The organism is Leptospira barantonii (assembly GCF_002811925.1).
GTDB lineage: Bacteria > Spirochaetota > Leptospiria > Leptospirales > Leptospiraceae > Leptospira > Leptospira barantonii.
In genome coordinates this window covers 89,541-103,141 of the sequence record NZ_NPDS01000006.1, presented here as the reverse complement: position 1 = coordinate 103,141, position 13,601 = coordinate 89,541, and the positions used below count along the sequence as shown (strand labels likewise).

Annotated in this window: 10 protein-coding genes and 1 tRNA gene; 5 read left to right on the top strand and 6 right to left on the bottom strand. The window is 44.1% G+C overall.

Annotated elements, in window-relative coordinates:
• Positions 1–5: 5 nt before the first annotated feature.
• From clpP to CH367_RS13935, 4 genes are all read right to left on the bottom strand, one after another.
• Positions 6–599, bottom strand: a complete 594-nt coding sequence (gene clpP / locus CH367_RS13950; RefSeq protein WP_100763114.1) for an ATP-dependent Clp endopeptidase proteolytic subunit ClpP — start codon at positions 597–599, stop codon at positions 6–8.
• Complete coding sequence (gene tig, locus CH367_RS13945) at positions 596–1,951, bottom strand: trigger factor (protein WP_100763113.1); 1,356 nt, start codon at positions 1,949–1,951, stop codon at positions 596–598. The genes clpP and tig overlap by 4 nt, the downstream gene beginning before the upstream one ends.
• A gap of 39 nt (positions 1,952–1,990) precedes the next feature.
• Positions 1,991–2,062: transfer RNA gene (locus tag CH367_RS13940), tRNA-Gly, on the bottom strand.
• A gap of 63 nt (positions 2,063–2,125) precedes the next feature.
• Positions 2,126–2,764 (bottom strand): arylesterase, encoded by a 639-nt coding sequence (locus tag CH367_RS13935; RefSeq protein WP_100763112.1) that lies wholly within the window; start codon positions 2,762–2,764, stop codon positions 2,126–2,128.
• A gap of 64 nt (positions 2,765–2,828) precedes the next feature.
• On the opposite strand from CH367_RS13935, the gene CH367_RS13930 reads away from it, so the two are divergent.
• The 3 genes from CH367_RS13930 (at position 2,829) to CH367_RS13920 (ending at position 6,810) form a co-directional block, all read left to right on the top strand.
• Positions 2,829–4,577, top strand: coding sequence for a glycoside hydrolase family 3 protein (locus CH367_RS13930; RefSeq protein WP_425268846.1), 1,749 nt, complete (start codon positions 2,829–2,831; stop codon positions 4,575–4,577).
• Between the two features lie 284 nt (positions 4,578–4,861).
• Entirely contained in the window at positions 4,862–6,040 is a 1,179-nt protein-coding gene (gene hemW / locus CH367_RS13925) for a radical SAM family heme chaperone HemW (RefSeq protein WP_100763317.1), read from the top strand.
• Positions 6,041–6,399: 359 nt separating this feature from the next.
• Complete coding sequence (locus CH367_RS13920; RefSeq protein WP_100763111.1) at positions 6,400–6,810, top strand: acyl-CoA thioesterase; 411 nt, start codon at positions 6,400–6,402, stop codon at positions 6,808–6,810.
• A 51-nt stretch (positions 6,811–6,861) separates the two neighbouring features.
• Here the strand turns inward: CH367_RS13920 and ilvN are convergent, their stop codons facing one another.
• Positions 6,862–7,347, bottom strand: coding sequence for an acetolactate synthase small subunit (gene ilvN, locus CH367_RS13915; RefSeq protein ID WP_100763110.1), 486 nt, complete (start codon positions 7,345–7,347; stop codon positions 6,862–6,864).
• On the bottom strand, positions 7,344–9,053 hold the full coding sequence (gene ilvB / locus CH367_RS13910) for a biosynthetic-type acetolactate synthase large subunit (RefSeq protein ID WP_100763109.1): 1,710 nt from the start codon (positions 9,051–9,053) through the stop codon (positions 7,344–7,346). Before ilvB ends, ilvN begins: the two co-directional genes overlap by 4 nt.
• Before the next feature lie 459 nt (positions 9,054–9,512).
• On the opposite strand from ilvB, the gene CH367_RS13905 reads away from it, so the two are divergent.
• Both CH367_RS13905 and CH367_RS13900 read left to right on the top strand, forming a co-directional pair.
• Complete coding sequence (locus tag CH367_RS13905; RefSeq protein WP_100736815.1) at positions 9,513–10,622, top strand: tetratricopeptide repeat protein; 1,110 nt, start codon at positions 9,513–9,515, stop codon at positions 10,620–10,622.
• Positions 10,623–11,043: 421 nt separating this feature from the next.
• On the top strand, positions 11,044–13,578 hold the full coding sequence (locus CH367_RS13900) for a methyl-accepting chemotaxis protein (RefSeq protein ID WP_100763108.1): 2,535 nt from the start codon (positions 11,044–11,046) through the stop codon (positions 13,576–13,578).
• Positions 13,579–13,601 lie beyond the last annotated feature (23 nt).

The window sequence follows — 13,601 nt, the reverse complement described above, 5'->3', positions numbered from 1 at the left end:
CCTTATTAAGCTTGTTTGCGATCGATCTGGATTACGGTGTCGATGATCCCGTAATTCTTCGCTTCTTCCGCAGTCATATAGAAGTTTCTTTCGGTATCCTTCTGAATCTGCTCAACAGTTTTTCCAGTGTGTTTATGATAGATGGAGTTGAGAATTTCTTTCAGCTTGAGAACCTCTCTCGCTTGAATCTCGATATCACTCGCCTGTCCGGTCGCCCCGCCCATTGGTTGGTGCATCATAATTCTTGAATTCGGAAGCGCGGAACGTTTTCCCGCCGCTCCACCCGCAAGAAGCAATGCCGCCATAGAGGAAGCCTGTCCCAGACAAAGAGTTCTCACATCCGGTTTAATATACTGCATCGTGTCGTAAATTGCAAGACCGGAAGATACGTAACCTCCCGGAGAATTGAGATAAAGATAAATGTCTCTTTCCGGATTTTCCGCCTCGAGAAATAACAACTGCGCCGTAATGACGTTCGCGTAATCGTCGTTGATTGCATTTCCGAGAAAGATGATTCTATCTTTTAAAAGTCGGGAAAAAATATCGTAAGATCTTTCCCCTCTGCTCGTTTGCTCGATCACATACGGAATTACACTCATGCTTTCTGTTCTTCCTTTTGGTTCAGATAGTCTTTTACCTGGCCAATACTCAATTTGTCAGTGTATTTCTTTTCTACAAGATCAAAGAGGGTATCATCCACCTTTTTTGCGAAAAAATTCTCTCGATAATTATCCATGAGTTTTCCCTTTTCCAGCTCTTTTTTAAGATCGGACAGGGAAATTTGGTAACTTGACGCAAGTTTTTCTAAATCAGCATCAAAATCCGTATCGGAATACGTAATATTCTCGGTTTGAGCGATTTTTTGACGGGTAAAGAAGTGTTTGAGACGAGTTTCCGCCAAATTCTTAAAGGATTCTTGAACTTCTTTCAGATCCTTTTTGATCATCTCGGCGTATTTTTCCATCGTGATATGAGGAAGTCTGAATTCGTGAATCATGTTGTGGAACACATGTTCCGATTCTTCCTTCACATAAGAATCCGGGAAGATATACTTGGAATCTTCAATGATTTCTTTATAGATCTCTTCCATCTTCTTGTTGCGGATTCCTTCCTCAAAACGTTCCTTCAAATTCTTGCGAATCTTGTCTTTCAGAGCGTTTAGGGATTCGGAACCGTCGAACTCGGAAGCGAGATCGTCGTCCAAAGCCGGGAGAATGTTTGCATAAAGCGCTTTTACGGTAACCGCGTATTCGAACGTCTTGCCAGCGACCTCGTTTTGGGAATAATCTTCCGGGAAAGTATGGGAGAATTCCTTTTTGTCTCCGGATTTCAAGCCGTAGAGGTGATCGTCGAAACCTTTCAGGTTGCTTTCATGACCCAGGTGATAGTCGTTCGAAGTGTTGCTCGCGTTTTTCGGTTCCTGATCTTTTTCGTGAACCGTATATTCCATATCGATAATATCTCCGGAAGCCGCGGTTTGACCTTCTTCTTTGAGTTGTTTACGAGCGAGTTGTTTGCGGATGGTTTCGAGTTCTTCCGCAACGTCGGAATCGGTCACGTTTACTTCTGGAAGTTTTACTTTTACTTTTTTATACTTTCCGAGGGTGATTTCCGGATTGGTTTCATAAACCGCGGTTGCAACAAGAGTTTTACCCGGTTGATAATCCTGAATTTCGAATTTCGGAAAACGCACCATCGGATATTCTAATTTGGTGAGAATGGAAGTCATCCCGTCTAAGATGAGATTGTTGATCGCGTCACTCGCCACCGCATCACCGAGTTGTTTCTTAACCAAGTGAAGTGGAGCCTTTCCTTGACGGAAGCCGGGAATTTTTACGTCTTTTTGTTTTTCTGCGTAGGTTTTATCAAAAGCTTTTTCGATATCGGAAGCTTCGAATGTAAGTTTAATATCAACGGTAGCGTTGGAATTTTTTTTTGTTTTATGATCCATGATGTAAATCGACCTGGGGAAGGGTGATATAAAAGAAAAAGCGGGAAACGGGATTCGAACCCGCGACCCCCTCCTTGGCAAGGAGGTGCTCTACCACTGAGCTATTCCCGCGATTATTTCAGGTAGATCCATACTTTTCTCCAAAAGTCCGGTGTAAACACACTTTTTGGAGAATCATCCTTTCTTCAGAATTTTTTGAACAAAGGGCAAAAGATTTTTGGAGAGAATCTTATGACCTTCCGCAGTCGGATGAATTCCGTCCTTCTGATTGAGTTTTTTGATTCCCGCTACTCCATCCATGAAGAATGGAACGAGGGGAAGATTCTCTTCCTTGGAAAGTTTCGGAAAGATCGCTTCGAATTTTTTTCGATATTCTTTTCCGAGGTTCGGAAACGTTTTCATCCCCACGAGAAGGATCTTCGCCTTCGGATTTTTCTTTCTTACTCTTGCGACGATTTCCTTCAGATTCTTTTCGGTTTGATCGGGAGAAATTCCTCTCATGGAATCATTCGCTCCGAGTTCCAGCACGAACAGATCGAAACCGGTGCTCATAGCCCACTCCAAACGAGCAAGCCCGCCCGAGGTCGTATCCCCGCTCATTCCCGCGTTCACCGCTTGGGAAGAAATTCCGTTTTGGTTCAGAGACTTTTCGATCAAGGCAGGAAACGCCTCATCGGGAGAATTCAGTCCGAGCCCCGCGGTCAAACTGTCTCCGAAAAAAAGAATTCGAATTTTGGAATCGTTGGATTGCGCAGACAAGGAAAGCGAACACAAAGAACACAGAATTATAATTAAGAGTTTGGATCGAATCATAACGAGAGGCTCTCCTAAGGAATTTGTTTTTACAGAATTTCCGGTTTTGATATTCTGTCAAACTATGATCCGACGTTTTTCCTTTGCGTTCCTACTTCTTTTGGGTTTCCTTACCGTGTTCTACTATGTCAGCTCTTATCAACAAGAACTGCAAGCCGACAGCTGGGATGGATATTTAGAATCCCAAGCCAAATCCATCGTTGATAAAATGAGTCCGGAGGAATTGACCGGACAAGTGATTCACGTGGCGATTCCGGGCAAGGCCCTGGATCAAACCGCGGAAAAAGAAATCGAGGAGATTCTTCCCGGTGGAATCATTCTGTTTGGAATGAATCTCGGAACCAAACAAGAAATCTTAAAGCTCAACTTCGAATTGCAGAAGAAAAGTATGGAGTTTTCCAAACTTCCACTTTTGATTTCGGTCGATCAGGAAGGCGGAAGAGTTCTTCGTGTGAAAGACGGGGTCACTCAGTTTCCCGGCGCTATGGCGCTTGGGCAATCTAAGAATGCGGACTACGCGTATAAGGTCGGCTTTGTAACTTCTTACCAACTTCGTAAACTCGGACTCAATTTTGTTTTCGCTCCCGATTTAGACATCAACAACAATCCGGACAATCCGGTCATCAACACTCGTTCCATGGGAAGTACTCCCGAGATGGTTTCCACTGCGGGAATCGGTTACGAAAAGGGAGCGAGAGTCGGCGGTGCGATTCCGACGATCAAACATTTTCCGGGACACGGAGATACGAACGTGGACAGTCATCTCGGACTTCCTAAGATCGATAAGACCTTGGAAGAATTGGAAAGAATGGAACTCATTCCGTTTCAAGAATCCATCAAACAAGGCGCGGAAGTTGTGATGAGCGCGCATATCGTGTATCCTAAATTGGATCCGAATTTTCCGGCGACGCTCTCTTCCAAAATTCTTACCGGGATCTTAAGAGAAAAGATGGGATTTCAAGGTGTCATCATCACCGACGCGATGGAGATGGACGCGATCGACGTTCATTACAAGGACAGCGATCCGGGAGTTCTCGCTATATTAGCGGGTGCTGATATTCTTCTGATGACAAGCTGGGGAAAAACCACACGCGATATGAAGGATCAAATCCTAAACGCGTATAAAAAAGGAACCTTCCAAAAAGGGGAAAGAGATCTTTTGAAAGAAGCCGCGTATAGACAGATTCTTTTAAAACTCAAACACGGAATCGTCTACGAATTCTCCCCCAAAAAATCCGTCGCAAAAGAAAAACTTTCCGATATCGAACAAAAGGAAGTCGCATTCTTTCAGGACCAACTCGCACAAAGAGAAAAAAGTTTCTTGGAAATTTTTTCCCCGACGTTGAACGCGGAAATCTCAAGAGCGACCATCGTATCTTTTCCTTCTTCCTTTAATCCCGCCTCGGTGAAAACGGAAGAAACGATCTTTGCGGCGCGCGGAAAAGAATTCGAAACCGCTCTTGCCGAAAAGAATATCCAAAACTCAAACGCGGGTAAAATTCCGAATCTTGTTAAGGAAAATAAATTCAAAAGAATCGTGGTCACAACCTTCAGCCAAGTGGAATTGGATCTCGCGGCTGGACTTGCAAAACGTTATACCGACTTGGAAATCGTCGCGCTTCACTACGGAACTCCATTCTTAAAATTGAATACACTTCCGAATCTGAAAATTCTATTTTCCTTTTCTCCGACCTTGGAATCCAAAAAGGCTTTGATGCATTCCGTCTTGGAAAGAACCTCTCCGATCCCGGTCGTGGATCTAATCCTAAAAGGTCAAAACGGAAATTCCGGCGAAAAATCCGCGTCGAAATAAAGGATATATAGTATTTTTTGAGAATTCGACTTTGTATGGAGTAAGTCAAACTGAGTAGGAGTTCCTACAATCCACCGTGAAATTCTCGCGCCCCACCCTAATCTTGGGTGGTGGGTTGAGGAGCGATCCGTAGAGAGCGAGTCATTGAGTTTTGAGGAGGTGGGAAAAATTCCGAAATTTTCTCATATCACAAATTTATACTTTGATCGAGCATTTTTTAATCCTTTTCGATTGTAGGAGTTCCTACAATTATTTAAGATCACAGCGGCAGAATGGACGAAGCCATGACGGTATCTAAAGAAGAATTCCCACCTTCGAATCCTGTTTCAAAAACGGGAATTCCGGGAATCTATGTCCACTACCCCTACTGCATTCAAAAATGCGAATATTGTGATTTTTATTCGGTAGGAAACGGTCAGAATCCGATCCCGGACGAGGACGCACTTTTTCAAAGATACAAAGAGGAAATCGAACAAAGGATTTCCGACAATCCTTCGGTCACCGACCTCGAATTCGATACGATCTTTTTCGGCGGAGGAACCCCTTCCCGCGCGAACGTCTCGAAAATCGCCGATCTGATCGGTTTTCTAAAAAGAAACATCAAGGTTTCCGAATATTCTGAAATTACGATGGAATGCAATCCGGAAGACATCACTCCGGATTTTTTAAAATCCATAGAACAGGCCGGAATCAACCGAATCTCCGTGGGAATCCAAAGTTTTCATCCGGAAAAGCTGAAATTTCTGGGAAGACACTACGATCCGGAACGGTACGGAACCATTTTGGAAACGGTGAAGAATTCGGGAATCTCCAACTTTTCGGCGGATCTGATTTACGGAATTCCGGGACAAACCATCGAGGAAATTCTACGGGATATCGTACAGGTTTTGTCGGCCGGAGGAAAACATATCAGCCTCTACGCGCTTACGGTCGAAAAAGGAACCGAATATTCAAGAAAGGTAATGGACCGAATCGTATCGGCGCCCGAAGAGGAAATCCAAGAAGAGATTTTAAAACTTCTGCCCGATCTTCTTTCTCCTCACGACCTTCATCAATACGAGGTAAGCAATTACTCAAAACCGGGATTTCATTCCAGGCACAATCTCAAGTATTGGACCATGGAACAATATTTTGGAATCGGACCGGGGGCACACGGATATCTTCCCTCGGGAAGATATTCAAACCCGAGAAACGTGGAAACATACAAACGAAAAAATCTTTCGAAAGAATACATGAAACCCGATCTTTACGAAGAATTGATCCTTTCCCTATTCCGTCTTTTTGGACCGATCTCGATGGAAAGTTTTTATTCCCTAATCCCGGATAAGAAACAAGTTTTAGACGAATCTTTAAAACGACTGAAAGAAACGGAGCTCTGCGAATTTTCAAACGGGATCTTTCAGTGGAAACCGGAAGCGGTTTTATTCTTAGATTCCAAGATTCTCGAACTCGCCTCCTTATAACCTTGCAAGAATTTATTCCCTAACTTATAAGCGTCGCTCAATCGCGACTTATAAAGAGTTCGACAAATCATAAATACGAGCTTTCGTCCTCGAAAAAATTCCTTTCTCCCTTAAAATCAATCCAACCTATTGGAACGAGACCTTCGAATAAATATTCAAAAATAATTGTATACAATTTTTAATATATATTAGATCCATAATTCATGTTAAAGATAACTCGATAGGAAGAAATTACCGTTTTGTATTCAAACGATTAACATTTCACAAAAACATTTCAAAGAAATAAATTGAATGATTTCTGAAGCAAATTTTGGAGGCACTCTTTTTATTCCAAGCAGTTAGACAGAAGAGATAAACAAATGATTTCCAACACAAAAACACATAACTTTGAGATTTCCATTGCGAGTCAACAATGCGATCAGGATGGAAGTTTGATGATAGAAAACGCTCAATTCGTTTTGAACGAAGCGAGGAAACGCGCGCTTCAAGAAGTTCAACTCGAATCTCCGAACCTGAATCACATAGAACCGATCGTTCTTTGGTCCGAAAGCGATTATAGAGGAAAGATTAAATTTCCGGATTCGATTCTCGTCCAAACGGAGTTTAGGACGATTTCAAGCGCGCGGTATCGGATTCTTCAGAGATTGATCCGCAAATCGGATCGTAAGGTGGTCTGTACTTCGAATTCATTCTGCATCTTATTCGATTACGATCGAAAAAGACCCTGGAAACAATCCGCTTCCGTTCCGTTGCGAATCAGAGCCGTTTGAAACCGGCAATTCTTGCACCTAACGAAACTTAGGCGGGCACGACGGAAACGATCAGGATCCGATACTTCTGTATCGGATCGCGATTTGTCCGGTGCGAACGATCTCTTCGATTCCGTATTTGGACAAGATCTCCACGATCGCGTTCACCTTACGCGAGTTACCCGAATATTCGATCGTAAGGGAAGAATGGGTTAAGTCCGCCACTTTCGCCTCGAACACGTCGCAGACGGAAAGAATTTCGGTTCTTGTGGCTTCCGAAAGTTTTACGACGATCAACACCAATTCTCTACTTACACAATCGTGATACGCGAGGTCTTCCACTTCGAGAACGTCCGGTAGTTTTAAAAGTTGTCTTTTGACCTGATCTACGGTGGATTCGTCCCCTTTGACCACGATTACCATACTCGAAACTTCCGGATTCACGGTCACACCGACCGCGATCGAATCTATATTATAACTTCTGCGAGTGAATAAACCCGAAACATGGCTCATGACTCCGGGATGATTGTTAACCAGAATTTTTAGAATGTGTTTCATGCTTTTTTAAGTCCGGCCAAATCCTTGAATTCGATCATGTCTTTTTGGGATTTCCCTGCGGGAATCATCGGAAACACCTTCTCCTCGGCGGGAATCATCACTTCCAAGAAAGCCGCTCCGTCGTCCTTCGTAAAAAATTCGATGGCCTTGTCGATCTCGGACTTATCGGAGATCTTCATCGCGGGAATCGAATAGGCTTCCGCGAGTTTGACGAAATCAGGATTGAAGTTCCATTCCGATTGGGAGAATCTTTCCTCGTAAAAAAGTTCCTGCCACTGACGGACCATTCCGAGAAAGTTATTGTTGAACACAAGAACCTTCACTCCGAGTTTGTTCGCCGCGATAGTTGCAAGTTCTTGAATATTCATTTGGATGGATCCGTCGCCGGAAACGCAGATCACCATCTTATCCGGTCTTCCGAATTTGGCTCCGATCGCCGCCGGCAATCCGTAACCCATCGTTCCGAGTCCGCCGGAAGTAAGCCAGTTGTTCGGTTCGTCCAAAAGATAATACTGTGCCGCCCACATCTGATGTTGTCCCACATCCGTGGATACGATCGCCTTACCTTGGGTTTTTTTATAAAGACGATCCAGAAAGTCCTGAGGTTTGATCGTTTTTCCGGAGTTATCAAAATCGAGAGGATGGTCTTTTTTCAATCCTTGTAGATATTGAACCCAGGAAGTTTTCTCCCCTTTTTTCACGAATGGAAGAATGGCGTTTAACGCGTCCTTCAGATCCCCGTGCAGAAGGTGATCCACTTGAATTCGTTTATTAAATTCGGCCGTGTCGATGTCGATATGCGCCTTTACCGCTTTTTCGGCAAATTCTCCGATTTTCGCCACACGGTCGTCGAATCTTGCACCGAGGTTGAGAATATAATCACATTCTAATACTGCTTTGTTTGCCGCGGCGGTTCCGTGCATACCGAGCATTCCCACGCTCAAAGGATGAGTTCCCGGAAACGCACCGAGTCCCATCAAGGTCGTGGTCACGGGAATTCCGGCTTTGGTCGCAAGTTCGAAAATTTCTTTGGAAGCGCCCGCGTTGATCGCTCCTCCGCCGACATACAACAGAGGTCTTTCGGCGCGGTTGATCGCTTCCGCAAATTCTTCCACGTTGCCGCGGACTTCGGGTTTTTTATAGTGATGTGCGGCGATTTTAAGACGACTCGCCTTTCTTACGTTAGTCAGCTCGGTTTGAACGTCCTTCGGAAAATCTAAAAGAACCGGACCCGGTCGACCGCCTAACGCGATCAAGGTGGCCTCTTCGAAATGTCTCGCGATATCGTCCGCGGACTTCATGAGTGCGTTGTATTTGGTGATCGGGATCGTGATACCGAAAATGTCGGCTTCTTGAAACGCGTCGGTTCCGATCGTGTTGGTCGCGACCTGACCCGTGATCGCAAGTACCGGAACCGAATCCATCTTCGCGTCGGTAAGTCCGGTCACTAAGTTCGTGGCTCCCGGTCCCGATGTTGCAATGCACACACCAAGTTTACCGGTCGCTCTCGCATATCCTTCCGCCATATGAACAGCGCCTTGTTCGTGTCTTACGAGGATATGTTTGATCTTTTTGCTTTTATAAATTTCATCGTAAAAGGGAAGAATGGCTCCGCCCGGATAACCGAAAACGACATCCACCCCGTATTCTTCCAGAAGTTCCACCATCAGTCTGGCGCCTGTAATTCTCACTGATTCTGCGGACATGATTCCACCCCTTCCTTACGTCCATAAAGATACCGGAAAGGCTACTGTCAAGAGGAACCGCATTCTCAGATCGTCGCTCCTCTCCCGAGAATTCGCTTTTTCGGGCGTTCATGGAACTCAAAAAATTAATGAGCAAAGTCGCATCGGTTGGATGGTTTTTTATTCGGAGACAAACATAGATCTTCCCACTCGAATTCATCGGATGAAAATCATGGTTGCTATTTAATTGAACATTTTTATAAAAAAGAGAAACGGAAATTTTTTTCCAAAATCTAATAGATAGAAAGGACTAATTTCCGGTTCAAATTACTTTTTGTTTTGAGAATGTAGCTATCTGTTCTTATTTTCTTTACAGAATATTTGAGCCTCAAAAGAATATTCAATGAATCTTACGCGTCAAAAAATAATAATGCGAATTCTAAAATTGGAAGAGAGCAAACTTTAAAAAGAGAGAATCAAATGGAAAATCCTAATATTGAAAAAGAAGAAGAGGACAAACAATTCGCGGTCATCAAAAGTCTCGCGAAAGAAGCCTATAAACTTTTAGATTCTCATCAGTTCCCGAAGGCGGAAGCCAAACTCAAGGAACTTCTGGAAAAAGATCCGCATAACACATACGGACTGGTCGGTATGGGCGACCTTTACTTTAAGAAAAAAGACTATAAGAACGCGATCGAATATTATCATAAATGTATACAAGAAGATCCCTCGAATAAGTTCTCTTTGATGGGTCTTATGAACTGCTACCGCGAGATGAATCTTCTTTCCAGAGTCATCGAAGTAGCGGAAGATTACAGACATATCACCATCACCGACGCGTCTATTCTCAGCCGAGTCGCGGACGCTCACCGAAAACTGAAGAACTTTAAAGAATCAGAAATTTATTATATGCAGGCTTTGCAGATCAATCCCAAGGATCAGTATGTGATCGTGGGTTTGGGTCATCTCTACTTCGCGTGTCAGAAATACAAGGACGCGATTCACTGGTGGGAAAAACTGCTTTTGATCCAACCGGACAATATCAAAATTCTTACCGAAATTGGGAATTCTTACCGAAAAATCAAGGATTACGACGAAGCGATTCAGTATTATCACAGGGCCGCGGAACTCGATCGTAAAAACTTTTTCGCGTTATACGGTCTTGCGGAGAGTTATCGAGGTAAGAAGGATTTTCACAAAGCCAATCAGTATTGGGAAAGAATTTTGGAATTCGATCCGGACAACAAACTCATCATCAACCGTTATGCGGATAGCTTACGCGGAATGGGAGAATTCGACAAAGCGCTCGAGTGTTTTAACCGAATTCTCGCGGAAGGTGAGGACTACTTCGCGCTTTTGGGTAAGGCTTCTTCGCTCAAACTCATCGGCAAAAGAGACAAGGCTGAGGAAATCTATCTGGATCTTCACAAAAAGTTTCCGATGGACCCGAGACCCCTTCTCGAACTTTCGGATCTTTACGTGGAAGTGGACAAACCGACCGAAGCGGTTCGTTTGCTCGAGGATTTCCAAAAAAAACAACCTCTCAACGAAGAGATCAAACACAAACTCGAAAGCATTCGAGGCGAATAACCGTTCTTCCATTCGGGAGGAAATTTATTTCCTCCCCTGCTCGTCCTTTCCGTTCTTGTTCCGCTTCCAATTTTGACTTTCAAATCCGATTTCGATTTCCGTTTTGATTTCAGTTTCGAGTGAAACATCGCTTAGGAAATAAACACCGATTCGAGTGATGTCGTATTAAAATTCAGAACTACTCGAGTAGAAAATTCGACACAAATTGAGTCAACGGTCCTTCTTTTAAGTCAAGTTAGACGAAATCAACCCCGACTTCGTCGCTTAAGTCGTACACATTTTTGTTTTTTCAGGAGGAGAATTTCTTCCCTGCGTTTACTTTATCCTTGTGTTCACGGACCCTAATCCGGAAATTTACCCAGGAAATAAAAACTAAATCAAAAACGCGTAACGTGCGTCTGGATTTCGGAACCGACAACTCATGGATGATATTACAAAATCGATACGTAGATTCACTCTTCAGTTTATTTTGATTACTGAGGTGGTGGGTTTCGCTCTTACGATCGGCGCCGCCGTCCTATTTTATAAAACGTTTCTGGAAATGGATCCAGATCAGCTTTCGATCGCGATTCGTATCACTTTAGCGACTTCCGTTTTTACGTTGGTCTTAACGGTTTTTTCGGACATCAGAAGACTGAAACCTATCCGCAAATATTTGAATACTGTGGAACAAGGGATCATAGACAAGGAAACCGCGCTCGACGCGCAGAAGTCGATTCTTCGTTTGCCTTTGTTTCATTCGATCGAAATCGCCGTTCGAATTTTGATCACCGCATCGATCATCGTTGCGGTATTGAGTCGTTTCGCGGCCTTGGACATGGCGGATTATTACAATCTTTTTGCGATCGCACTTCTCATGTCTCTTTCGGTGGGCGTGTATACTTTTTTAGTCTGCGAAAAGTTGACTTCAAGCCTGATCGAATCGGGCGCATTCAGTAACATTGATATATCTTCTTTGGTAAAGATCCGTTTGACCCGTTCTCTTACGATGACCTTTATCTTTATCGTTTTGATTTTAGCGATCGGAGTTTCCAGTCTCGTTTTTAAACTCAATTACAACGCGATTAGAAAGTCCTATTTCAATCAGATGTTGAACGTAAACGAGACCCTGCACATTCTCACCGAATCCATCTTCGAAGAAGTACAATCGGACGCGGACAAACTCAAAAACGACGTGTTCTTTCTTTCTCTTACGAAGAATTATAAAATCGCGGAAACGCAAAAACTTTTAGAAACTCTTTTGGCCCGTTCTCCCAAATACGAATCGATTTCGCTTATCAAATCGGAAGGCGGATCTTGGAAACTTCTCGCGGCGACCGGAACTCTCGCAAAGGAAGAAACCTCGTTCCGCGGTTTCGATCTTCCTTCCGAAGAAACGGTCCTCGACACGATCGATAAGAAGAAAATGTTTTTGAGCAAACCTCTTCCTTCTCCGGTTTCGGGAACTCCCGTTCTTTTGGTTTTGGAAACGATTCCGGAAAACCCGAATCTTTATATCGTGTATTCGCTCCGAATCGCGGATCTTACGAGCAAGTTGATCGGCTCGATTCAAATCGGAAAATCGGGTTACCCGGGACTTTTGGATCGTTACGAAACGGTGATCAATCACGTGAACCCCGCGTTGAATTTGAAAAAGCTGACTGACTTTCCGTTTTACGATCAAGTGAAGGATTATAAGGACAACGTTCCGGTACGTTATCTGTTCGGCGGAAAGTATAAGTATATGATTCTAAGAAGAAATCTGAAATACGATTTTCTTACGTTTGCTTCCATCGAAAACGAGGAGATCACCGGAGAAGCGATCGTTTCCGTTTATGCGATGGCCGGAATTTCGTTCGTCGGTTTGTTCTTCGTCGGACTTTTGATTTATATCATTCTTAGCAAAAGACTTTTTCCTCTCGAAGAAAGTAAGAACGTTCTCGAAGCGATGGCGGAAGGAGATCTGAGCAAGGGTCTCAAGGTTCTTTCCATGGACGAGATCGGCGAGATGGCAATCTCGATCAATTCGTTTAACAAAAAGGTGAAAACGATTCTCGGCAAGATCGTGAACGCTTCCACGAATCTCGCTTCTTCCTCGGACGAAATGTCCGGGGCGCTCAACTTCATTTCGGATAACGCACAAAACCAAGCCGCGTCTTCGGAGGAAATTTCCGCATCGATCGAGGAGATTTCCGCCGGAATGGACGGAGTGGAAACTCAGACCAAGGAACAGGTCAGCCTCTTAAACAAACTCGCGTCGGATATGAATCAATTCTCCGCTTCCATCCATGAAACTTCGAGCAACTTGGAAAACACGATGTCCGATGTGGAACGAATCACCTTGGACGCAAAAAAAGGCGGAAGCTCTTTGGAGCTGACCAACCTTTCGATCACGAAGATCAGCCAAAGCTCGGAAGACATCGTCGGAGTCATCGAAATCATCAACACGATTTCGGAACAGATTCATCTTCTCGCGCTCAACGCGGCGATCGAAGCCGCAAGAGCGGGAGTCGCCGGAAGAGGTTTCGCAGTGGTCGCCGACGAAATTTCAAAACTCGCGGATAAAACCACGAACAGCATCAAGGACATAGAACAGATCATCCAAAGCAACGAAGCCGAGATCGGAATCGGAATTCAAAACATCACGGACACGGTGAAGGTCATCTCGGGAATCATCAGCGGAATCTCGGAGATCAACGCCCAAATGAAAGTCGTGAATCAGTTTATGGAAAGTCAACTTTCCAAAAACGATCAGATGAATCTAACGGCCAAGGAAGTCAAAGGAAGATCGGACGTGATTCAAGTCGCGGTGAGAGAACAAAAAATCGCGATCGAAGAAATTTCAAGAACGATCACGACCATCAACGAACTCAACCAATCCTCGGCGGCGTCTTCGGAAGAACTCAGCTCTAGTTCGATCGGGTTAGCGAAATTAGCCGAAGACCTAAAACGCGAAGTGGAATTTTTTAAACTTTAGGAAATCGGAGACTTGTTTCCCCC